Source organism: Luteibacter aegosomatis (genome assembly GCF_023078455.1).
GTDB lineage: Bacteria > Pseudomonadota > Gammaproteobacteria > Xanthomonadales > Rhodanobacteraceae > Luteibacter > Luteibacter aegosomatis.
On sequence record NZ_CP095740.1, the window covers coordinates 4,644,569 to 4,666,258 of the forward strand.

At 66.8% G+C, this 21,690-nt stretch carries 17 protein-coding genes; 2 read left to right on the forward strand and 15 right to left on the reverse strand.

What is annotated here, in order from left to right; translation table 11 throughout:
* Positions 1 to 52 precede the first annotated feature (52 nt).
* Positions 53 to 3,010, reverse strand: coding sequence for a GGDEF domain-containing phosphodiesterase (locus L2Y94_RS20710; RefSeq protein ID WP_247371797.1), 2,958 nt, complete (start codon positions 3,008 to 3,010; stop codon positions 53 to 55).
* Between the two features lie 253 nt (positions 3,011 to 3,263).
* Between L2Y94_RS20710 and L2Y94_RS20715 the strand changes: the two genes are divergently transcribed.
* The gene (locus tag L2Y94_RS20715) at positions 3,264 to 3,794 is read left to right on the forward strand and encodes an acyloxyacyl hydrolase (protein ID WP_247371799.1); all 531 of its coding nucleotides are present in this window, start codon (positions 3,264 to 3,266) and stop codon (positions 3,792 to 3,794) included.
* 1,458 nt (positions 3,795 to 5,252) lie between these two features.
* On the opposite strand, the gene L2Y94_RS20720 is transcribed toward L2Y94_RS20715, so the two are convergent.
* The 5 genes from L2Y94_RS20720 to L2Y94_RS20740 all read right to left on the reverse strand — a co-directional run bounded on the left by L2Y94_RS20720 (position 5,253) and on the right by L2Y94_RS20740 (position 10,346).
* Positions 5,253 to 6,779, reverse strand: coding sequence for a DHA2 family efflux MFS transporter permease subunit (locus L2Y94_RS20720; protein WP_247371801.1), 1,527 nt, complete (start codon positions 6,777 to 6,779; stop codon positions 5,253 to 5,255).
* 74 nt (positions 6,780 to 6,853) lie between these two features.
* Complete coding sequence (locus L2Y94_RS20725) at positions 6,854 to 8,065, reverse strand: HlyD/EmrA/EmrK family protein (RefSeq protein ID WP_247371804.1); 1,212 nt, start codon at positions 8,063 to 8,065, stop codon at positions 6,854 to 6,856.
* Positions 8,066 to 8,090: 25 nt separating this feature from the next.
* Positions 8,091 to 9,545, reverse strand: a complete 1,455-nt coding sequence (locus tag L2Y94_RS20730; protein ID WP_247371807.1) for an efflux transporter outer membrane subunit — start codon at positions 9,543 to 9,545, stop codon at positions 8,091 to 8,093.
* 24 nt (positions 9,546 to 9,569) lie between these two features.
* Positions 9,570 to 10,025 (reverse strand): MarR family winged helix-turn-helix transcriptional regulator, encoded by a 456-nt coding sequence (locus L2Y94_RS20735; protein ID WP_247371810.1) that lies wholly within the window; start codon positions 10,023 to 10,025, stop codon positions 9,570 to 9,572.
* Positions 10,026 to 10,094: 69 nt separating this feature from the next.
* The gene (locus L2Y94_RS20740) at positions 10,095 to 10,346 is read right to left on the reverse strand and encodes a hypothetical protein (protein ID WP_247371813.1); all 252 of its coding nucleotides are present in this window, start codon (positions 10,344 to 10,346) and stop codon (positions 10,095 to 10,097) included.
* 141 nt (positions 10,347 to 10,487) lie between these two features.
* On the opposite strand from L2Y94_RS20740, the gene L2Y94_RS20745 reads away from it, so the two are divergent.
* On the forward strand, positions 10,488 to 11,276 hold the full coding sequence (locus L2Y94_RS20745) for an AraC family transcriptional regulator (protein ID WP_247371816.1): 789 nt from the start codon (positions 10,488 to 10,490) through the stop codon (positions 11,274 to 11,276).
* A gap of 82 nt (positions 11,277 to 11,358) precedes the next feature.
* On the opposite strand, the gene L2Y94_RS20750 is transcribed toward L2Y94_RS20745, so the two are convergent.
* From L2Y94_RS20750 to kdpF, 9 genes are all read right to left on the reverse strand, one after another.
* Positions 11,359 to 11,748 (reverse strand): hypothetical protein, encoded by a 390-nt coding sequence (locus L2Y94_RS20750; protein WP_247371819.1) that lies wholly within the window; start codon positions 11,746 to 11,748, stop codon positions 11,359 to 11,361.
* 112 nt (positions 11,749 to 11,860) lie between these two features.
* Positions 11,861 to 12,556, reverse strand: coding sequence for a response regulator (locus tag L2Y94_RS20755; protein ID WP_247371820.1), 696 nt, complete (start codon positions 12,554 to 12,556; stop codon positions 11,861 to 11,863).
* Positions 12,553 to 15,213, reverse strand: coding sequence for a sensor histidine kinase (locus L2Y94_RS20760; RefSeq protein WP_247371823.1), 2,661 nt, complete (start codon positions 15,211 to 15,213; stop codon positions 12,553 to 12,555). The genes L2Y94_RS20755 and L2Y94_RS20760 overlap by 4 nt, the downstream gene beginning before the upstream one ends.
* Before the next feature lie 118 nt (positions 15,214 to 15,331).
* Positions 15,332 to 15,904 carry a potassium-transporting ATPase subunit KdpC gene (gene kdpC / locus L2Y94_RS20765; protein ID WP_247371826.1) on the reverse strand — a complete coding sequence of 191 codons (573 nt, stop codon included), beginning with the start codon at positions 15,902 to 15,904 and terminating at the stop codon, positions 15,332 to 15,334.
* Positions 15,905 to 15,918: 14 nt separating this feature from the next.
* Positions 15,919 to 17,310, reverse strand: coding sequence for an outer membrane beta-barrel protein (locus L2Y94_RS20770; protein ID WP_247371829.1), 1,392 nt, complete (start codon positions 17,308 to 17,310; stop codon positions 15,919 to 15,921).
* A gap of 54 nt (positions 17,311 to 17,364) precedes the next feature.
* On the reverse strand, positions 17,365 to 17,562 hold the full coding sequence (locus L2Y94_RS20775; protein ID WP_247371831.1) for a hypothetical protein: 198 nt from the start codon (positions 17,560 to 17,562) through the stop codon (positions 17,365 to 17,367).
* 13 nt (positions 17,563 to 17,575) lie between these two features.
* Positions 17,576 to 19,648 (reverse strand): potassium-transporting ATPase subunit KdpB, encoded by a 2,073-nt coding sequence (gene kdpB, locus L2Y94_RS20780; protein WP_247371833.1) that lies wholly within the window; start codon positions 19,646 to 19,648, stop codon positions 17,576 to 17,578.
* A 3-nt stretch (positions 19,649 to 19,651) separates the two neighbouring features.
* The gene (gene kdpA, locus L2Y94_RS20785; RefSeq protein ID WP_247371836.1) at positions 19,652 to 21,373 is read right to left on the reverse strand and encodes a potassium-transporting ATPase subunit KdpA; all 1,722 of its coding nucleotides are present in this window, start codon (positions 21,371 to 21,373) and stop codon (positions 19,652 to 19,654) included.
* Positions 21,370 to 21,462 (reverse strand): K(+)-transporting ATPase subunit F, encoded by a 93-nt coding sequence (gene kdpF, locus L2Y94_RS20790; protein WP_144912148.1) that lies wholly within the window; start codon positions 21,460 to 21,462, stop codon positions 21,370 to 21,372. Before kdpF ends, kdpA begins: the two co-directional genes overlap by 4 nt.
* Between the last annotated feature and the right edge of the window lie 228 nt (positions 21,463 to 21,690).

The following is a 21,690-nucleotide window of genomic DNA, read 5'->3' on the forward strand; positions in this document are numbered from 1 at the left end:
AAATCCATGTTTCGCGAACGCATTGGCGCCCTATCGAAACGATGGCCCGGCCTCAGGACACTACCGGATCGAGCGGTGCCGGGCGCGCACCCAGCTGATCCAGCGGCACCGCGCGCGAGAACAGCCAGCCCTGCATCGACGTGCAACCTTCCGACAACAACCAGCGCCGCTGCTTTTCGGTCTCCACGCCCTCGGCCACCACCTCGAGGTTGAGGCTGCGCGCGAGGAAGACGATGGACCGGCAGATCGAGGCATCCACGTCGTCCTGCAGGAGCGTGCTGGTGAAATGCCGGTCGATCTTGATCTTGTCCAGCGGCAGTCGCGACAGGTAGGTGAGGTTGGAATAGCCCGTGCCGAAGTCGTCCAGCGCGATGCTGACGCCCATCGCGCGCAACTCGTGCAGCGTGCGGATCGCCCGCTCGGGCTCGAGCATGAAGGCGCTTTCGGTCAGTTCCAGTTCCAGCAACGAGGCGCGCGCGCCGGTTTCCGTCAGTGCCTGGCGCACCTCGGCCACGAGGTCGGTATGCGCCAGCTGCATCGCCGAGACGTTCACCGCGACGCGGCAATGCGGCCCGAGCACCTCGGCCACGCGATGCTGGCGACGACAGGCCTCGCGCAGCACCCACTGGCCGATCTGCACGATGGCGCCGGTTTCCTCCAGCAGCGGCACGAGGCGGTCGGGCGAACCGAGGTCGCCCGGCGCCGAGGGCCAGCGCAGCAGGGCTTCCACGCCGATGACGCGGCCGTCGTCGCCGGAGTGCTGCGTCTGCCAGGCCAGCGACAGTTCCTGGTCCAGGTGCGCGCCGGACAACCGCGTGAGCACCGTAAGCCGTGCCATCGCGGTGGCATGCATGTCCGGCGAGTAGCGTTTCCAGGTGTGGCGGCCCGAGCGCTTGGCGTCGTACATGGCCGTGTCGGCATTGCGGATCAACGTATCGGCATCGGCGCCGTCGCGGGTGGCGAAGGCCACGCCGATGCTGCATCGCAGGCGCTGCACCGTGCCGCCGACCTCGAGCGGTTCCTCGATGGCATTCTGGATGCGCGGAAGCACGTCGAGCGCCTTGGCCGGCGAACAGGTGAAAGGCACCATCGCCACGAATTCGTCGCCGCCGAAGCGGCCCACGTGGCCTTCGCCTTCCAGTGCGTCGCCCAGGCGCAGCGTGATGTCACGCAGCACCTGGTCGCCCAGTTCGTGGCCGAGCGCATCGTTGATGACCTTGAAATGGTCCAGGTCGATGAACAGCACCATCAGGCCCGAACCGTCCCGCGTGCTGTTGGCGATCATGCGTTGCAGGGTGCCGCGTAGCGAGCGGCGGTTGGGCAGCCCGGTGAGTTCGTCGTGGGTGGCCTGGTAATTGAGCCGCTCCTCGTAGCGACGCTGTTCGGTCACGTCGCGCACGATCACCAGCGTGCCCCGGCCCCCATCGCGCACTTCGGACAATGCCAGCTCCGCCTCGAACGGCATGCCTTCCTCGGGTTCGAGCCAGGCGGTGACGCTGGCGCTCTCGCCGCCGCGGCGGATGGCGTCCAGCGCATCGGTATCCATGAACGCCGATGCCTCGCGGCCGACCAGCGTGCTGCCTTCGCGGCCCAGGCGCTGCTCGGCGAGGAGGTTGGCGTATTCGATACGGTCGTCGCGCACGATCACCAACGGCAGCGGCACGCGCGCCAGCAGTTGGCGGTAGGCGGCTTCGCTGGCGGCGAGGTCACGATCGCTGTCGCGCAGGCGAAGGCGTGTTTCGTGCAGGTCGGTGATTTCGGTGATCGTGCCGGCGAGGATCGACGCACCTTCCTCGTTGGTGATGCGCGCTCCGCGCATGGTCACCTGCACCTCGCTGCCGTCGGGACGGCACAGCCGATGCTCGATGTCGTACGGGCCATCGCCGTGGTCGAAGCGATGCAGCCACTCGACGATCAGCGGCTGGTCGTCGGGATGCACGAGCTTGTAATAGGTGCCCTGGCGCCCCTCGACGCGCTCCGGCGGCAGGCCGGTGATTTCGTGCACCTGGCCGGACCAGGCGATGGTACCGGTGCTGAGGTCCGCCTCCCATAGGCCGATGTGGCCGGTGCGCTGCACGTCGCCGAGGTGGCGCGAGGTACGGGTGAGGGCATCCACCAGTCGCACCTGGCGGCGATAGGCGCGGGCGAACAGCGCGGCGCCGACGTTGAGCACCAGCACCAGCACCAGCGTGGCGAGCATCGAGGGTTGCGCCTGGCGCATCCAGTCGTCGCGCACCCCGGCGCGATCCACGCCGATCACCACCACGAAGGGATAGCGCGCCGACGCCGCGCGCGCGAAGAGGTGTTCCGCGTCTTCGTCGGAAACGGCGCCCCCGGCGATGTTCGGCACACCGTGCCAAGGGGGAATGCCGTCGTCACGACAGCTGACGAAGAAGCGGCCTTCGGGGGAGAACACGGCCATGCCGGCTCGGCCCAGCATCATGTGGCGCATGCCCTCGCGCACGCGCGCCGCCTCGATGAGGGTGCCGACGGCCGACGGATACGCGACGCGCGTATCGGCGATCACGCGAATGCTCGCGGCCATCGTGGGCGTGGCGGGGCTGATCGACACCCGCACGCCGGTGCCGAGCACCGTGCGTCGAGGCACGTCCATGCTCGGCCGCCAATCGACGCTCGGGGTGCCGACTGCGGCGACCGGTTCGCCCTGCGCATCGAGCGCGACGAAGCCCGGCAGTTCGGGATGGCGCGCCAACACTTCCGCCAGGCGCAGGCGGAGCGAGTCCTCCCCGGGTCCGTCGATGGCGTTGCGCAAGGCCAGCAGCGGGCCGAGGCTCGAGTCGATCTGCTGGTCCACGATCCGGACCAGCGCGCTCGCCGCCGCGGAGGCCTGCCTGCGCTGGCCGGCCAGCATGCGATCGTAACCGTCGACCTGGAGCACGGCCACCAGCGCCACCACGCCGACCGACACCGCCAGGGAGACGGCCCACGTCGCCAGCCTTACCTGCCGGGCGCGCGCGTTCCTCGCTCCTGTTGGCTTGCCCCATCCCACCGTCCCAGTAACCCCGTCCGTCCGCTGACCCGCCCATGCCGACCGCCGACATGGGGTACTCGTTGCGTCATTAACGGCAGGCCCGCGACGGTCTTGAACGCATGCCACGGCCCGTATTGTCAAAACACCGCACCCGCATCTTCCTACCATGTGTGGGAAAAATCTCACCCCACCCCTTTATTCACGCAGGGTGAACACCATTTACCGAACGATTCAGTTCACAAACCTACAGACCTCAAGGATTTTCGTCCCCATGCGCTCGTCCCGCCTCGCCCTCGGCGCTCTCGCCGCCCTGTCCCTCGCCGCCGCAGCCGCTCCGGCCGCCGCCGCCCACCTGGAGATTCAGGGCGGCCGAAGCTACATGGACGATCATGGAACGCCTGCCTTCTTCATCGAGTCGATCTTCGAACCCGAGCAGATGGGCCAGAGCCGCTTCACCTGGTCGCCGGACATCTCGATCGGCTACATCAAGGGCCGCGACATCGGCCGCTACCGCGATTCCCGCCCCGGCGTGACCAATAACGTGTGGATCGGCGCCGCCGGTGCGCGCTTCCACTACGGCAGCTCGGGCGACTGGTACCAGCCGCTGTTCTTCAGCTTCCAGGTGGCCGGCACGGCGGGCGGTCGCACGCAGGCCCTGTCCAGCGGTTACGAGTTCGTCAGCACGCTGGGTTACCAGTGGAAGAACGTCAGCTTCCAGGTGCGCCACATCTCCAACGGCAGCTTCAAGGAACCGAACCGCGGCGAGACGATGGCGCTGGTGGGTATCGGGTTCGATATCTGATTCTTGCGGAAACGTTCGTAAGAAATGGAGCCCGGTTGGCGACGACCGGGCTCTTTTGTTTTCTCGGCTTTGCCATCGTCTTGAAGCGAGGGCGTCGAGGCACGGAGCTCGGACGCGTCATCTCCGTCGCTAAATCCTCGTCCGGCTTTGCCTCCCTCCGGAGACGCTCCGGAGACGACACGCCCCGGCTCCCTACGGCGCTTCGGATACATGGGAGGAGAGCAAAGCGCGGATTGTTCCAATCACACATCTACGCGCACGTAGAACCTACGATTCCTACAACCACCTACCACCTCACATCGCTCCTGCGCACGCAGGAGCCCAGCGCCTTGAATTCGGTTTTCGCTAACCACCCATACGGCTCTTCGCTCTAGCGAAAAGAAAAGCCCGACAACGTCAACGTCATCAGGCTCTCTATCGATGAATCATACTCATTGCCCATGCACGCAAGGACGAACCTATCGATTCCGCGCCATAGCCCCAGGCTTTATCTTTTCGTCAAACGCATCCGACATAAAAACGACATCGATACAGGCAACTACATCGACAACCTGTCGCTGAAGAATCGAACTTTCGGCTTTGTAGTATCGAATCTAACGCCATCTCAGCCTTTAACGGCTGGCCTCCCATCTTTTCGATCGGACTGCGGGACATGACATGACGGAACCCAACAGAATTACTGTCTACGCAGATCTTTCGTAACTCAAGGGCAACGTTGAGTTACGAAAGATCCGACAAATTCATCAATCGTCCAAATATCTTCATTAGCGCTAGACGATCGAAGGCCTTCACTATGGTTGAAGGAATGCTTTTAAACACAGCATCAAAAGGCTAGCACCACCAACGCATCCAAGGAATCCGCAAATTCCGAAAAAAACCCTACGACGCCATATCAGCCCCCTGTCAGTCAGGACTGCAGGAATCGTCAGTGCATTTATCGGGTTCCATAACGTCCGTCGCGAAAATCTTTCTCCCGGGGATTTGAAATGCCTGACCATTCCAATTAACGAGACAAGTGTAAAAGCCCAGAATGCAAAACCAGCCAATATAAGCGCACAGAACAAAATGACAAATCCCAAGAATGCTTCTCCTCAGTCTTCACCACATCCCAGGATAGGGCATGTTCGGATCGATATCGAAGAAACCTCGGCCCTCGGAACTTCGGTGCAAGGGGAGACATCGACGTGACCTTTCGGCTCTTCGAAGCATCGTGAATCCCATCTTTCCGGAGTAGAAGACGAACTCTTCGTCGGTCGTGCGGTGCCGCCTGTGCCCGCATGTGGGTGATGCCTCTCGTGCACTTCACAAAATCGTCCGACGGAAACAAAAAGCCCGGCGACACGATGTCGCCGGGCTTCGTTTTGGAACGGCAGGAACCGATGCGATGCTGTCGCTTGCCCTGGCCTGAGGCGCTGGGTTCCTGCGTGCGCAGGAACGACGTGAGGGGTAGGGAAGGGCTTAGTGTCCCGAGGCTGCCGGGCCAGCTTTCGCCGCGAACGGCGGCTTCGCCAGCCATACCACGAAGATCAGCGCCATGAAGATGAAGCCGAGCAGTTCGAATACTTCATTGAACGAGATCTGGTAGCCCTGCTGCGTGATCGCCTGGTTGATGGCGGCGGCCGCGTACGTCGGATCGCCGTGGCCCATCTGCGCCAGCGCCTGCTGCGCGTCCGGGTTGAACGGCGTGATGTTCTCCGCCAACCGCTCGTGGTGCACGATCGCGCGGTGATCCCACAGGAACGTGGTGAGCGAGGCCGCGAAGCTGCCGCCCAGCGTACGCAGGAACGTCGCCAGGCCCGAGCCCGCGGCGATCTCGCGCGGTTGCAGGTCGGACAGCAGGATCGACAGCACCGGCATGAAGAACAACGCCACGCCGAGGCCCTGGACCAGCTGCACGCCGGCCACGTGGTAGAAGTCCACGTCGAGGTAGAAGTCCGAACGCATGAAGCAGGTGGCGCCCATCACGATGAACGCGCCCGATGCGAGGATACGCAGGTCTACCTTGTGCGCGTAGCGGCCCACGAACGGCGTGAGGATCACCGGCAGGATGCCCAGCGGCGCCGCGGCGAAGCCGGCCCATGTCGACGTGTAGCCCACGTTGCGTTGCAACCACTGCGGCACGAGCAGGCCGATGGCGAAGAACGCCGCGTAGGCCAGCACGAGGCACAACGTGCCCATCGCGAAGTTGCGGTGGCGGAAGAGCTTGAGGTTGACGATCGGATCCTTGTCGGTGAGTTCCCAGATCAGGAACACCGCCAGGCCGATCGCGGCGATGATCGCGGTGGCGACGATGAAGGTGGAATTGAACCAGTCCTCGTCGTTGCCCTTGTCGAGCACCACCTGCAACGCGCCCACGCCGATGATGAGCGTGATGAGGCCGACGTAATCCACCTTCGGCTTCTCGGTGGTTTCCGGGCGCCCCTTCATCTGGTTGGCCACCACCATGCTCGCGAAGATGCCGATGGGGACGTTGATGAAGAAGATCCACGGCCAGGTGTAGTTGTCGGTGATCCAACCGCCGAGGATCGGGCCCGCGATGGGCGCCACGACGGTCACCATCGCCAGCAGCGCGAGCGCCATGCCGCGTTTGGCCGGTGGATAGATCGAGATCAGCAGCGACTGCGTGATCGGGTACATCGGGCCCGCCACCGCGCCCTGGATGGCGCGGAACAGGATGAGCATGCTCATGCTCTGCGCGATGCCGCACAGGAACGAGGCCAGCGAGAACAGCAGCGTGGCCCACACGAACAGCTTGGTTTCGCCGAAGCGGCGGGTGAGGAAGCCGGTGAGCGGCAGCGCGATGGCGTTGCTCACCGCGAACGAGGTGATCACCCACGTGCTCTGGTTGGAGCTGACGCCCAGGTTGCCCGCGATGGTGGGCAGGGAGACGTTCGCGATCGTGGTGTCCAGCACCTGCATGAAGGTCGCGAGCGACAGTCCCACCGTGGACAACGCCAGATTGGGCGGTCGAAATTCGGTGCTCATGGATAAGCCTGGTCGTTGGAGGACGTGTCGAAGAGGCGTCGGGGTGCGGCATGCGCCGCACCCCGGTCACGCGCTTACTTCGGCGCCTTTTCCTGCTCGCCTTCGCCGGCCGACGCGTTCTCGTGGATCACCTTGGCGATCTCGGCGTCGGCGCCCGCGAGGCGCTGCGCGTACACGTCGGTAGAGAACTCGGGCTGGGTCGGCGCCTGGGTGGCCAGCAGCGGGCCGTTCTGGTCGTGCAGCGACACCGTCACCTTGGTGGAGAGGCCCAGGCGCAGCGGCTTCTCGTCGAGCTGCTTCGGATCGGTGAACACCACGCGGACCGGCACGCGCTGCACGATCTTGATCCAGTTGCCGGTGGCGTTCTGCGCCGGCAGGATCGAGAACGCGCTGCCGCTGCCGATGCCCAGGCTGCGGATCTTCGCCTTGTACACCACGCTGCTGCCGTACACGTCGGCGGTGACGTCCACCGGCTGGCCGATGCGCATGTGCTCCATCTGCGTTTCCTTGAAGTTGGCGTCGATCCAGACTTCATGCAGCGGCACCACGGCCATCAGGGCGGCGCCCGGCTGCACGCGCTGGCCGAGCTGCACGCTGCGCTTGGCGACGTAGCCGTCCACCGGCGCCACGATCACGGTGCGCGCCTCTTCCAGCATGGCGTTGCGCAGCTTGGCGGCGGCGGCGCGCACGTCGGGATGCGAGGCCACCACGGTATCGTCGACGAGTACCTTGCTGGTGCTGTAGCTCTGCTTGGCCGAGGCCAGGCTGCTTTCGGCGGAGGTCAGCGTGTCGAGCGCGTGGGAGAGTTCTTCGGCCGAGATGGCGCCGGACTTGGCGAGGTCGCGACGGCGATTGTAGTCGGCGCGGGCGCGATCGACGGCGGTCTGGCGAACGGCGACATCGGCCTGGGCCGAACTCACGTTGTTGTAGAGGCCACGCACGCGACGCACGGTGTTGGCCAGTTCGGCGCGGGCGCTCTCGACCTGGATCTTCGCGTCGCTGTCGTCGAGCTTCACCATCACGTCGCCCTTGTGCACGAGGTCACCGTCGTCGGCGGTGATCGAGAGCACGGTGGCGGCGATCTGCGGCGTGATCTGCACGACGTTGCCGTTGACGTAGGCATCGTCGGTGTCCTCGTACCAGCGGCCGTCGACGTAGTACCAGACGGTCCAGGCGATCGCGGCGATGACGATCAGCACGACGAGGAGCTTGAGGAAGAACCCGCGACGGCTCTTCGGGGGCGGCGCGACGACGGCGCCGGCGGGGGCGGTGGTTTCTTGTGACATCGTTAGCTGCCTTGGGTAACTGTGATCAGTGGTGTTCCGGCGCCGTCGAAGCGACCGGCTGGTCGCCCGCCTCGGGGCGGAAGCCGCCGCCGAGCGCCTGGATCAGTTGAACGGAGGTATCGACCTGCTGCGCCTGGAGCGAGGCCAGGCGCTGCTCGGATTCGAGCAACTGCTGGCGCACGACGAGCGCGTCGAGGTAGCTGCCGACACCGGCCTTGTAGCGCTGCTGGGCGAGGTCGTACGCCTGTTGGGCGGCATCGCGGGCGCGCTGCTGCGCCTGCAGCTGCGTGCCGACCGAATCCAGCGCCGAGAGATCGTCGGCCACCTCGTTGAGCGCGCCGACCAGGATCTTGTTGTACTGGGCCACGGCGAGGTCGTACTGGGCGTCCTTGCTCGACAGGTTCGCGCGCAGGCGGCCGCCGTCGAAGATCGGCAGGCTGAAGGCGGGCAGCACCTGCCAGAAGCGGGCGCGCGAGCTGAAGAGGTCGCTCGAACCACTGGCGACCTGCGCGGCGAGGATGCCCAGGCTGACGTTGGGCAGGAACTCGGTCTTGGCCGAGGCAATGTCCTTCGACGAGGCTTCCACGCGCCAGCGCGCGGCGACGAGGTCGGCGCGATGGCCGAGCAGGTCGGCCGGCAGGTTCGCCGGCACCGCGACGGCGGCCGGCGACAGGGCGGCCGGGCGTGCGATGTCCAGGCCGCGATCCGGGCCCTTGCCCAGCAGCACGCTGAGCTGGCTGCGCGACGCGTCGATGGCGCGCTGCGCCACCGCCATCTCGCGCTCGGCCGAGGCCACTTCGCTGTCGGACTGCTTCACCTGGATCTGGTTGTCGACACCGGCGGCGACGCGCTGGCGAGTGAGGTCGCGCGAGGCGCGGCTGCGATCCAGTTCGGCCTTGGCGACATCCATCTGGGTGAACGCATAGCCCAGTTGCACGTAGGCGCGGGCGACGTTGGTCGACAACTCGATGCGTGCCGCGCGGGCGTCGATCTCGGCCGCGTGCTGCGCGCCGACCGCGGCTTCCCACGCATCGCGCTTGCCGCCCCAGAGGTCGAGATCCCAGCTGAAGTTGCCGTAGCCGTACTTGGTCCACGCGAAATGGTTACCCAGCGGCTCGGGGAACAGCGTACCCGGCAGGTGCGCGCCGGCGACGCCACCGCCCACCGTGGCACTCGGGCCGCGGCCCGCGTCCGCCGCGCCCGTCTGCGCCTGGGCCTGGCGCACGCGTGCGTCGGCGGCGGCGAGATCGGGGTTGTCTTTCAGCGCTTCATCGATCAGCGCGCTGAGCTGGGCGTCACCGATGCCCGTCCACCAGTCGGTGGCGGGCCAGTTGGCCGGCGACACCTTGGCCAGGCTGCGCTCGGCATGGAGCGTGGACGGGTCGGTGAGCCTGCCCTGCGGATCCAGTCCACGGCTGGTGACGCAGCCGGAAAGGATCAATGCGGCCCCGACGGCCGCCACGAGAGTGTGCAGACGCATGCGTTTTGCCTCGAACGTGTGGGTTCAGTCTTTGTCGCGGAGCGCGTCGAGCACGCGCCCCAGGTAGTCGTGCAGTTGCTCGCGCTCGGTGGCCGACAGGCTCCGTTGCGCCCGCTCGAGCGTGGCGGTGTTGCTCTCGTAGAGGTGCTTCCACAGCGCCTCGCCCGCCTCGGTCAGTTCGATGCGCAGGGCGCGCCGGTCCTGTTCGTGCGGCTGGCGGCGCAGGTAACCCTTCGATTCGAGCTGGTCGAGCTGGCGGGTCATGGCACCGCCGTCGAGATCCACGGCCCGGGCCAGCTCGGTGGCGGTCATCGGACCGCTGGCGGCCAGGCGCTTGAGCACGTGGAACTGGGTGAACTTGAGGTCGGCCCCTTGCGAGGCGAGGTCCGTCTCGATCGCACGGACGATCTCGCTGCGAACCATGCCGATCAGGGCACCAAGGCTTTCGCGGCCATCCGGCTGGGGGCAATGCATGTTCATGGCCGCATATTCTATTGCCCCAAATATAGTTGTCAAGGCAAATATGCTGGGATCGAATAGTTCAGGTTTTTACATATTCAGGTTTTCGTCGGCGAGCATCGCGGCGAGTGCCGGATCCTTTATGTCGAACAGTTCGAAGACGCCCAGCGCACGAAGGGTGGGCAACTGCGCCAGAAGGCGCGGTTCCAGCCTGCGAAGCCGGTCTTCCGGGGTGCCCGGGTCGAGCATGGCATGCGCGCAGGCCACGAACGTGACCAGGGCATCGCCCGCTTCGCGTCCGTCGGTGGCTTCGGACAAGTCGGTGGTGACGAGACGGATCATGGGGACCTCCGGCGTCGGTTGCCCCCTTGCACGGCCTTTGGGACGCCGCACGGGGCAGTTACTTGGGGAAGCAAATGTTAGCCATGATAGGTAAAGGCCTGATAACGTTATCCGGCCAACTTATGTCGAGGATGGGCCAAGATGCACGATGAGCGCCTCCATCAACTCCTGGAAAGCGCGGACGGTCCGCCGTTGATCTGCTACGAAGCGCGCGGCGAGATTCCCCTGAAGGAAACCGAGTGGCATCGCCATGTGCGCGGCCAGTTCTACTACGTGGAGGAGGGCGTGTTCGTCTCTCGCACCGAGCGCGGATCCTGGCTGCTGCCACCGCGCCGCGCGGGCTGGATGCCGCCGGGCGAGTTGCACACCGTGAGCATCGCGGGCCCGAGCCTGGCCTGGGGCGTGTTCATCGCGCCCTCGATCGCGGGTTGCCTGCCCGACAAACCCTGCGTGATCGGGGTGGACGACATGCTGCGCGAGATCATCAAGCGCGCCGCGCGCTGGCCGCTGGACAGCGAGACCACGCCCGAACGCGAACGACTGCTCGCCGTGCTGCTCGACGAGATCCGCCGCGCGCCGGAAGAGGAACTGCACCTGCCGATGCCGGTGGACCGCCGCCTGCGCCGTATCGCCATGGCGATGCTGGAGAATCCCGACGACACGCGCGGCATCGACGAATGGGCGAATTGGGCGGGGATGTCCACGCGCACGCTCACGCGACTGTTCCGCGAGGAAACGCAATGGAGCGTGGCGCAATGGCGCCAGCAGGCGCGCCTTACCCGCGCGCTGGAACGCCTGGCGGTCGGCGAGCCCGTGGCGGTGGTGGCCGATGCGCTCGGCTACGCCACGCCCAGCGCGTTCGTGGCGATGTTCCGCAAGGCTTTCGGCGATTCGCCGGGGCGCTATCTCGCGCGCCAGGCCTCGGCCTGAAGAAAAAGCGGCATCGACGGCCGTCACGTACCGCCGATGCCGCGACGACCATCGAGGATCGTCGAAATCGTACCTAGCGCCGTCAATCCACGACGGCGCCCATCTCGTCGCGCGCTACCGACGGCTTGCACATCCACAGCGACTCGAACGTGGCCGCCTGCCCGGTCCGCCGGTCGACCAGGTCCATGGCGACGCGTCCGTGCGCCCACGGGCCGTACTCTCCCGGGGTGCCGGCGTCGTAACAGGAGCGGGCACGGATGTAGGCGCCGCTCGCCGGATCCGTCATCGCCGCCTCTTCCGCACGGCACTGCGCCAGCGCCTCGGCATAGGTGGGCATGCGATGCTCGCCGCTGACGAAGTGTTCTTCGCCGCAGTCGACGACGGCGGCGAACGCGGGCGTGAACAGGCAGGCCGAAACGATCAGCCCGGTGAGCCGGGGCATGCGCCTGAAGCCGTCTTGAAGCGATTCCATCGTCTGCCCTCGCGGATTCCCCTTATCGGAAACGGAGAGTGGAGGACGGACGAAAGGCGTGGAATCAGACTATTCTGAAAATACGTGAAGATGCCGCGCGACGTGACGCGCGTCACGCCGGAAAGCGATATCCCACCCCGGCCTCGGTCTTCAGCCAACGCGGCGTGGCGGGATCGTCGCCGAGTTTCTGGCGCAGCTTGCCCATCACGATGCGCAGGTAATGCGTGTCCTGCACATGCGTGGCGCCCCAGACCTCGCGCAGGATCTGTTGCTGGCTCACCACGCGGCCGGGATGCCGCACGAGCAGCGAGAGCACCGCGAATTCCTTGCGCGTGAGCGATACGGGTTGCCCGTCGAGCGTCACCTCGCGGCGGGCGAGATCCACCTCAAGGCGATCGTCGCGGTAGCGCACGGACGCCTCGGGCTCGCCGCCCTTCGCGCTTTGCCTCAGGAGCACGCGCAGGCGGGCCATCAATTCCTGGATGCCGAACGGCTTGGTCACGTAATCGTTGGCCCCGGCGTCGAGCGCCTTCACCTTTTCGCTCTCGGCATCGCGCACCGAAAGCATCACCACGGGCACGGTGCTCCAGCCGCGGATCTCGCGCAGCACGTCGTGGCCCTCGCGATCGGGCAGGCCGATGTCGAGGATGACCACGTCCGGCGACTGGGTGGCCGCGAGGCCGAGTCCTTCCTCGCCCGTGGCGGCGAGCAGCACCTGGTAACCCTCGGCGCGCAGGCCGATGTCGAGGAAGCGGCGGATCTGGGCTTCGTCGTCGATCACCAGCACGCGGGGGGCGGTGGGGTTCATGGCGTGTCGTCGGGCGGGGGCGGCAAGGGCAGGGATACGCGAATGGTCGTGCCACCGCCCACGTTCGGCAAGGCCTCCACGCTGCCGCCGTGCGCGCCGATCATGCCGCGGCAGATGGCCAGTCCCAGGCCCGTGCCCTGTTTGCCGCGGTCGCCGCGCGACACGGAGTAGAACATGTCGAAGATGCGCGCCCGCTCGTCTTCGGGAATGCCCGGGCCCCGGTCGGCCACGTCCACCAGCAGGCGGCCCGCCTCGGTGCGTACGATGACCCGCACCGCCTCGTGGGGCGGCGAGAAGCGCGCGGCATTCTCCAGGATATTGAACAGGGCCTGCTCGATGAGCGCCGGATGCACGTGCAGCAGCACCGTGTCGTGCGGCAGCGTGACGTCCACCCGGGTGTCGGCGAACAGCTTGCGCATGCGCGACACGGCGGCCGCCACGATCTCGCCCGCATCGACCCAGTCGCGATGGAGCTGGAGGGTGCCGTGGCCGAGGCGGGTCATGTCGAGCAGGTTCTGGATGTAGCGATCCAGGCGCTGGCCTTCGCCGAGGATGGCCTGCAGGAGGTCGCGGCGCTCGTCCGCGGGCAGTTGCGCTTCGTAGCTCAGCAGCGTGCCCGCCGAGCCGATCATCGAGGCCAGCGGCGAACGCAGGTCGTGCGACACCGACGAAAGCAGGGCGCTGCGCAGGCGTTCGGTTTCGCCCTGCACGCGGGCGCTTTCCAGCTCGTTGGCCAGGCGCGCGCGTTCCAGCGCCTGGCCGATGTCCTGCACCATCGCCAGCGCGAGGCCGCGCCGGTCGGCGTCGGGCTCGCGCACCTCGGCCGGAAAACGCAAGGCGACCACGCCCAGGCGCTGCTGCTCGTTGCCCAGCGGCACCATCCAGCACGACGCGGCGTTGAGCGTGTCGGTGTAACGGCCCGCCGGTTCGGCGTGCACTTCGCTCCAATCGGCGGCCGCGCGATCCTGGGTGGACAGTTCCAGCGTGCCGGGCGAGGAGGTGACCACGCCGAGCTGGCCAGCCGCGTCGCGGGCCAACACGGCCACGTCGGCGTCGAGCGTGCGGCTTAGGGCGCGCGCGCCGACGGCGCGGATGCCGTCGCCATCCGCGCTGGTGGCCAGTTGCTGGCCCAGCGCGATGAGGGCCCGGCCACGCACCTGCGCCGCGCGCAACGAGGCCACCTGTCCCGACAGCCGCGTGGCGAGGCGGCTGCACACCAGGGCCGCCGCGAGGAACAGCACCACCGCGAGCACGTCGTCGGCGTTGGCGATCGCCAGCGTGTAGCGCGGTGGCGCGAAAAAGAAGTTGTAGCCCAGGAAGCACAGCAGGGCGGTATACACCGCCACGGCCATGCGCGTGCGCACCGCCACGGCGAGCACGGCGGTGAGGAAGATCAACGAGAGGTTGGCTACCGAAAGAAACCGGTCGGCGACGAACGACAGTCCCATCGCCACGGCCGTGGCGCCCGTCGCGAAGAGGTAGTCGCGTTTCGTCCCCGCGTTCCCGGCCAGGCGCATGCGACGCCGTGAGCGGGCCCGCTCGGCGGGCGTGGCGACGATGGTCAGTTCGAGGTGGGCACCGCGGCGCAACAGCTGCTGGGTGAGCGAGTAACCCAGGCGGCGGGCGACGGGCCGCTCGCGCGTGCGGCCCACGATGATCTGGCCCACGCCCTCGCGATCGGCCCAGGCGAGCAGTTCGTCCGCCACGGCGTGACCGCGCAGGATCACCGACTCGCCGCCCAGGCGGCGGGCCAGCCGCATGGCGGCATCCACCCGCTCGCGGCGCTCGGGATCGGTATGGCCGCGATCGACGAACACCACGCTCCACGGGGCGCCGCGCCGCTCGGCGATGCGCCGTGCGATGCGTACGAGGTATTCGCTCTGCGCATGCCCATCGATGGCGGCCATGCATCGACGCCGCACGGGCATGGCGCCGCCGCGCGCGAGCATGTGCTCGCGCAGGTCGCTGTCCACGTGCGCGGCCACGGTTTCCACCGCCAGTTCGCGCAGGGCGGCGAGGTTGGTCGGCGAGAAGAACGCATCCAGCGCCACCGCGGCCGTTTCCGGTACGTAGACCTTGCCCTGCTTCAGGCGGCCGATGAGTTCGCGTGGCGGCAGGTCGACCAGCACGATGTCGCGCGCGCGATCGAGGAAGGCATCGGGCACCGTCTCGCGCACGGCCACGTTGGTGATGCGGCGCACCTGGTCGTTGAGGCTTTCCAGGTGCTGCACGTTGAGCGCGGTGTACACCTCGATGCCCGCGTCGAGCAGTTCGGCGATGTCCTGCCAGCGACGCGCGTGACGGCCGCCGGGCAGGTTGGTGTGGGCCAGTTCGTCGACGAGGATCACGGCGGGCTTGCGCGCCAGCGCGCCTTCGAGATCGAACTCGCGGAAGTCGCGGCCCGCGTAGTGCACGGCCCGGGTGGGCAGCACTTCCATGCCCTCGAGCAGCGCGGCCGTTTCAGCGCGGCCGTGCGTTTCGACCAGGCCCACCACCACGTCGATGCCCTGGCGACGCAGGTCGCGCGCGGCGGAGAGCATGGCGAAGGTCTTGCCCACGCCCGGCGCCGCGCCGAGAAAGACCTTCAGGCGCTGGCCGATGTCATGTGACACCGCGTGGAGCAGGGCATCGGCGCGAGCGTCTCGGGTGTCGGTCATGGGGATCCAGATTACTTGATACGGTATCGCAATCCCTATCGCCGACAGGGTCGGCTCCCACCCTTCGGTAGGAAGCTCGCTACCGGAGGGTGGGAGCCGATCCTGTCGGCGATATCGGTTACCTCAGGCCATCGAGGGCCAGGTTCAGCGCCAGCACGTCGACCCGCGGTTCGCCCAGCACGCCGAGCTGCCGCCCCTGCGTGTTCGCCGCCACCACCTCGCGCACCTTGGCGGGATCGAGGCCACGCGCTCGCGCCACCCGCCCCACCTGGTACTCCGCAGCCGCCGGGCTGATCTCCGGATCGAGCCCGCTGCCCGACGCCGTCACCAGGTCGACCGGCACCGGCGCGGCGTTGGCCGGATCGGCGGCATGCAGCGCGGCGAGACGCTGTTTCACCGCATCCGCCAGGGCCGGGTTGGTCGGACCCTGGTTGGAACCGGTGGACGACGCGCCATTGTACGGGCCCGGCGTGGTCGCCGACGGCCGCCCCCAGAAGTAACGCGGATCGGTGAACGACTGCCCGATCAGCGACGAGCCCACGGGCTTGCCGTCGCGTTCGACCAGGCTACCCCTGGCCTGATGGGGGAAGACCACTCCCGCGATACCCCCTACCACCACCGGGTAGGCCACGCCGGTGATCGCGGTCATCAGCAGCACCATCACGATGGCGTTGCGCAAAAGCTTGATCATGACGGCATGCCTCGTCAGTAGTGCCAGATCGCGTCGACGATGGCCGACAGCTGGTTGTCCTTGCGGCCGCCGTCGTAGGCGGCGACGTCATAGGACTTCTCGTAGCGCAGCTCCGGGCGGATCTCCAGGTCCTGCGTCACCCAATGCGTCATGCCCAACGTGTGCGTGGTGTAGCGCGTGGCGTAGCCGGTACGCTGGCCCTTCTGGTCGTTGTACCACTCGTTGCGGAACGACAGCATGTTCTTCGGGTTCACCGCCACGTTGAGGTAATTGACGATGCCGTACTCGCCCGCCTTGCCCGGCACGCCTTCCGGGCCGTAGCCCGGGATCTTGCGACCGTACATGTAATACGCCTCGGTGAGGATGTGCACGTCGTCGCTGAAGCGATGGCCCCAGGTGGTGACGTACATCTGCACGTTGTTGTAGTTGTAGTCGCTGGTGTTGAAGCTGTTGACGCAGGGATAGAGCATGTCGTCGTTGTCCTTCGACACCCAGCGCACGCACGCCTGCAAGGTGGGCCGAGCCGAGCGGTTCCACACCGCCGTGTCGTTGCCGCCGTTGATGCCCACCTGCAGCGTCCACTGTTGGTTGAGCTTGGTGGTGGTCATCACGCCCATCTGGGTGTACGGATCCACGGTATAGAGCACCGAGTGCGTCACCAGGTAGTTGTTGGGCGAGAACTGCGCCTCGATGTCGGGCAGCGACAGGTAACGGCCCACGCGCACCACCATGCCTTCGGCCACGTGCGGCAGGTAGAAGTCGGCGTAGAACAACATCGGATCGTAGCCGTACGTCTTGCCGTTCAGGGGCTGGTCGGCGCGCGGGTTGTTCAGCAGCTGGTTGCTGAAGACGCCCTTCATCGTCGTGTAGTGGTAGTCGTAGCCGTAAAGGTTGTCGAAGTGGAAACCCCAGTCGAAATGATCGGTCTGCACCGTGTCGGGAACGCGTTCGATGCGCAACAGCGCCTGGTTGAACTCGGCGCGACCGGGACGCGTGGCATACGACAGCGGATAGTTCGTGTGCGCCGAGCTGCTGGCGTTCACCGAACCGTTGATCCATCCGTAGATCTCGACACGGTTATCCTTCATCCAGTGGCCGAAGGCGGTGCAGGCCAGCGCTTTTTCCAGCGGGTATTGCGAATTCAGGTTGGGTACGCCGATCGGATAGGCCACGCCGCCGAGCTGCCATTCCGCCGAGGGGAACGGGGGCGACGGAAGCGGCGAGGGCATGGCGCGGCGTTCCGGCGCCGGTGCGTTCGGATCGGCCGGCTGGGCGTCTTCGGCATAGGCCTCGATGAGGCGCGTGCCGAAGCCCTGCGAGCAATCGTCGCTGGTGGCGGCGAGCGCCTTGGAGGCGGGAGCGATCGCCAGCACGGCGGCGAGAAAAGCGTAACGGGTGGTGCGCATCGGTGGATCGGCCCCTCGCGGGACCCCTCTGTGGGTGTGGATGGTGGTCTTGCTTCAGATGCCGGCGTAGCCGCCGAGCGTGTATTCGTCTTCGTCGCTGCGTACCGTGGGCACGACGCGCGGCCGCAGGGGCATGACGGCCGGGGTGGGCGCGACCGCGTTCGCGGCGGCCTGCTCGGAAGGAGCCAGGTGAACCTCGAGATCGACGTCCGTCGGGTCTTCGATGAACACGGAAAGTTTCACGGTACGCATGGGATGCCTCGTGTCAGGCCAGTCCGACCAGGACCAGCAGCATGTCGATGAGCTTGATGCCGATGAAGGGCACCACCACGCCGCCGAGCCCGTAGACGAGCAGGTTGCGGCGAAGCAGGGCGCCCGCGCCGAGCGCGCGATAGGCCACGCCCTTCAGCGCCAGCGGAATGAGGAAGATGATGATCAGCGCGTTGAAGATCACCGCCGACAGGATCGCGCTCTGCGGCGTCGCCAGGCGCATCACGTTCAACGTGTTCAACGCCGGATACGTGCTGGCGAACGCGGCCGGGATGATCGCGAAGTACTTGGCGATGTCGTTGGCGATGGAGAAGGTGGTGAGCGCGCCGCGCGTGATCAGCATCTGCTTGCCGATGCCGACCACCTCGATGAGCTTGGTCGGGTTGGAATCCAGGTCGACCATGTTGCCGGCTTCCTTCGCCGCCTGCGTGCCGCTGTTCATCGCCACGGCCACGTCGGCCTGGGCGAGGGCGGGGGCGTCGTTGGTGCCGTCGCCGCACATCGCCACCAGGCGGTTCTCGGCCTGGATGTCGCGAATGAGCTTGAGCTTCGCTTCCGGCGTCGCCTCGGCGAGGAAATCGTCCACGCCGGCCTCGGCCGCGATCGCCGCCGCGGTGAGCGGGTTGTCGCCGGTGATCATCACCGTGCGGATACCCATGCGGCGCATCTCGGCGAAGCGCTCCTTGATGCCGTCCTTGACGATGTCCTTCAGTTCCACCACGCCCAGGGTGAGCGCACCGTCGACCACCACCAGCGGCGTGGCGCCGCGGCGGGCCACGTCTTCGGCCATGCGGCGCACCAGCGGAGGCATGTGGCTGTCCTGCGAATCGAGGTAGCGTTCCACCGCGTCCATGGCGCCCTTGCGGATGTGTCGCTTGCCGACGTCCACGCCGCTCATGCGGGTCTGCGCGGTGAAAGGCACGAAGACGGCGCGGCGGTCGTCGCCGCGACGCGATTCCCAGCCGAAGGTCTTCGCCGCGAGGGCGACGATGCTGCGACCTTCCGGCGTTTCGTCGGCGCGCGAGGCCAGTTCGGCCGCTTCGGCCAGCTCGCGTTCCTCGATGCCCGGCGCCGGATGGAAGGCGACGGCCTGGCGGTTGCCGAGCGTGATGGTGCCGGTCTTGTCCAGCAGCAGCACGTCGACGTCGCCCGCGGCCTCCACTGCGCGACCGGAAGTGGCGATCACGTTGGCGCGGATCATGCGATCCATGCCGGCGATGCCGATGGCCGAGAGCAGGGCGCCGATGGTGGTCGGGATCAGGCACACCAGCAGCGCGGTCAGCACGGTGAGGGTGATCGGGCTGCCGGTGCCGGCCGCCTGCACGCTGTAGATGGAATACGGCAACAACGTGGCGCAAGCCAGCAGGAAGATCAGCGTGAACTTCGCCAGCAGGATGGTCAGCGCGATCTCGTTCGGCGTCTTGCGGCGCGAGGCGCCTTCCACCATCGAAATCATGCGGTCGAGGAAGCTCTCGCCCGGGTTGCTGGTAATGCGCACCACCAGCCAGTCCGACAGTACCCGCGTGCCGCCGGTCACGGCGCTGCGATCGCCGCCGGATTCGCGGATGACGGGAGCGGATTCGCCGGTGATGGCGCTCTCGTCGACGCTGGCGGCGCCGACCACGACTTCGCCGTCGCCGGGCACGGTGTCGCCCGCCTCCACGAGCACGAAGTGACCGGCACGCAGTTCGCTCGACGGCGTGAACACGATCGCCGCGTCGCGCGAGGCCGACGCCAGCTTCTTCGCCGCCACGTCGCGGCGGGAGCCACGCAGCGCATCGGCCTGGGCCTTGCCGCGCCCCTCCGCGAGGGCTTCGGCGAAGTTGGCGAACAGCAACGTGAACCACAGCCACAGGGTCACCCAGAAGATGAAGGCCGTGGGCGCCTCGCCATGGCCGGCAAGGGCCTGAATCCACAGCAACGTGGTGAGCACGCTGCACACGAACACGACGAACATCACCGGGTTGCGGAACTGCGTGCGAGGGGAAAGCTTGGTGAACGCGTCGCGCAGGGCGCGGATCACCAGCGCGCGATCGAAGCCGCGCGGCGCGTGGGCATGGGTAGTCATGGATCAGTGCCCCGTGACGGACATCAGTTGTTCGGCGATCGGCCCGAGGGCGAGTGCCGGAAGGAAGGTGAGCGCGCCCACGACGATGACGACGCAGGCCAGCAGCGCGACGAACAGCGGCGTATGCGTGGGCAGCGTGCCGGCCGACGGAGGCACGTGGCGCTTGGCGGCGAGCGAACCGGCCATGGCGAGCATGGCGATGGCCAGCGGGAAGCGGGCCAGGAACATGCAGATGCCGAGCAGCACGTTCCAGAACGGCGTGTTCGCCGAGAGACCGCCGAACGCGCTTCCGTTGTTGTTCGCCGCCGAGCTCACGGCATAGAGCATCTCGCTGAAACCGTGCGCGCCGGGATTGGCCACGCCCGCGACGCCGGCCGGACTCATCACCGCCACGGCCGTGCCGATCACCACCAGCGCGCAGGGAATCAGCACGGCGAGGCTCGCCATCTTCATCTCGTGCGCCTCGATCTTCTTGCCGAGGTATTCCGGCGTACGGCCCACCATGAGCCCGGCGATGAATACCGCCACCACGGCGAAGGCGAGCATGCCGTACAGGCCCGAGCCGACGCCGCCGAAGATCACTTCGCCCAGTTGCATCAGCCACATCGGCACCAGGCCGCCCAGCGGGGTGAACGAATCGTGCATGGCGTTCACCGCGCCGCAGGACGCGGCCGTGGTGATCGCCGCGAACAGGCCCGACGAAACGATGCCGAAGCGCGTTTCCTTGCCTTCCATGTTGCCGCCGCTCTGCATCGCGGAAGCCTGCGCATCCACGGCCAGGCCATGCAGCGCCGGGTTGCCGGCCTGCTCCGCGGCGACGAGGCCGACGGCCAGCGGCAGGAAAATGAGCAGCATGGTGGCCAGGATCGCCCAGCCCTGGCGGCGGTCGCCCACCATGCTGCCGAAGGTATAGCAAAGCGCCGCAGGGATGACGAAGATCGAGAGCATCTCGATGAAGTTGGAGAACGGCGTCGGATTCTCGAACGGGTGCGCGGAGTTGGCGTTGAAGAAGCCACCGCCGTTGGTACCGAGCATCTTGATCGCGATCTGCGAGGCGGCCGGGCCCATCGGCAGGGTCTGCGTGCCGTGCTGCACCGTGGCCACGTCGAGATACGCCGAGACGTTCTGCACCACGCCCTGGGACACCAGGAGCAGCGCCACCACAAGCGACAACGGCAACAACACGTAGAGCGTGGCGCGGGTCATGTCGACCCAGAAATTGCCCACGGCGCTCGCGCCGCGGCGGACGAAACCGCGCACCAGCGCAATGAGCACGGCGATGCCGGTGGCCGCCGAGAGGAAGTTCTGCACGGCAAGGGCGACGGCCTGGGTGAAGTAGCTCATCGTCGATTCGCCGCCATAAGCCTGCCAGTTGGTATTGCTGGTGAAGCTGATGGCGGTGTTCATGGCCAGGCCCGGCTCCACCGCGCCGAAATGCTGCGGGTTGAGCGGCAGCCACTGTTGCGTGCGCTGGATGACGTAGACGAAGGCCAGCCCCGCCACGTTGAAGGCGAGCATGACGAGGGCGTAGCGCTTCCAGCCCATGTCTTCGTCGGCACGGATGCCGGCGAGCCGATAGAGCAGGCGTTCGGCGCGGGTGCCGAAGCGGTTGACGCGGTTGGGCTCGTCGGCGAACACGAGGGCCATGTACTGGCCCAGGGGTTTGACGGTGGCGAGCAGCACGGCCACGAAGAGGCCGACCTGGAAGAAGTCGTTCGCGGTCATTCGAACCACTCCGGCTTCAGAAGGGCCACGCACAGGTAGCCCGCGAGAGCCACCGCGATCACGGTGGCTGCGGCGTAAACGAGGGACATGGCGGCTTCCTCAGCGGCGACCCAGGCGGTCGCAGATCATCAGGAAGCCGATCGTCATGGCGGTGAGCACGACGACGAGGAGAACGTACAGGAATTCCACGTGAGCGGTCCGTCGGTTGGGGACGGTGCGCATTCTTGGGGTTCGTGGATATTTACGGTGTATCGCCGTGGGGGTGGGGCGTAACGTTTGCGTAAATTTTCAGGAAAGAGTGGGAGACACTGGGCCCC

Coding starts and splice junctions, on each gene's coding strand:
- L2Y94_RS20715 (WP_247371799.1), top strand. CDS start 3,264: ATGCGCTCGTCCCGCCTCGCCCTCGGCGCTCTCGCCGCCCTGTCCCTC.
- L2Y94_RS20720 (WP_247371801.1), bottom strand. CDS start 6,779: ATGAGCACCGAATTTCGACCGCCCAATCTGGCGTTGTCCACGGTGGGA.
- L2Y94_RS20725 (WP_247371804.1), bottom strand. CDS start 8,065: ATGTCACAAGAAACCACCGCCCCCGCCGGCGCCGTCGTCGCGCCGCCC.
- L2Y94_RS20730 (WP_247371807.1), bottom strand. CDS start 9,545: ATGCGTCTGCACACTCTCGTGGCGGCCGTCGGGGCCGCATTGATCCTT.
- L2Y94_RS20735 (WP_247371810.1), bottom strand. CDS start 10,025: ATGAACATGCATTGCCCCCAGCCGGATGGCCGCGAAAGCCTTGGTGCC.
- L2Y94_RS20740 (WP_247371813.1), bottom strand. CDS start 10,346: ATGATCCGTCTCGTCACCACCGACTTGTCCGAAGCCACCGACGGACGC.
- L2Y94_RS20745 (WP_247371816.1), top strand. CDS start 10,488: ATGCACGATGAGCGCCTCCATCAACTCCTGGAAAGCGCGGACGGTCCG.
- L2Y94_RS20750 (WP_247371819.1), bottom strand. CDS start 11,748: ATGGAATCGCTTCAAGACGGCTTCAGGCGCATGCCCCGGCTCACCGGG.
- L2Y94_RS20755 (WP_247371820.1), bottom strand. CDS start 12,556: ATGAACCCCACCGCCCCCCGCGTGCTGGTGATCGACGACGAAGCCCAG.
- L2Y94_RS20760 (WP_247371823.1), bottom strand. CDS start 15,213: ATGACCGACACCCGAGACGCTCGCGCCGATGCCCTGCTCCACGCGGTG.
- kdpC (WP_247371826.1), bottom strand. CDS start 15,904: ATGATCAAGCTTTTGCGCAACGCCATCGTGATGGTGCTGCTGATGACC.
- L2Y94_RS20770 (WP_247371829.1), bottom strand. CDS start 17,310: ATGCGCACCACCCGTTACGCTTTTCTCGCCGCCGTGCTGGCGATCGCT.
- L2Y94_RS20775 (WP_247371831.1), bottom strand. CDS start 17,562: ATGCGTACCGTGAAACTTTCCGTGTTCATCGAAGACCCGACGGACGTC.
- kdpB (WP_247371833.1), bottom strand. CDS start 19,648: ATGACTACCCATGCCCACGCGCCGCGCGGCTTCGATCGCGCGCTGGTG.
- kdpA (WP_247371836.1), bottom strand. CDS start 21,373: ATGACCGCGAACGACTTCTTCCAGGTCGGCCTCTTCGTGGCCGTGCTG.
- kdpF (WP_144912148.1), bottom strand. CDS start 21,462: ATGTCCCTCGTTTACGCCGCAGCCACCGTGATCGCGGTGGCTCTCGCG.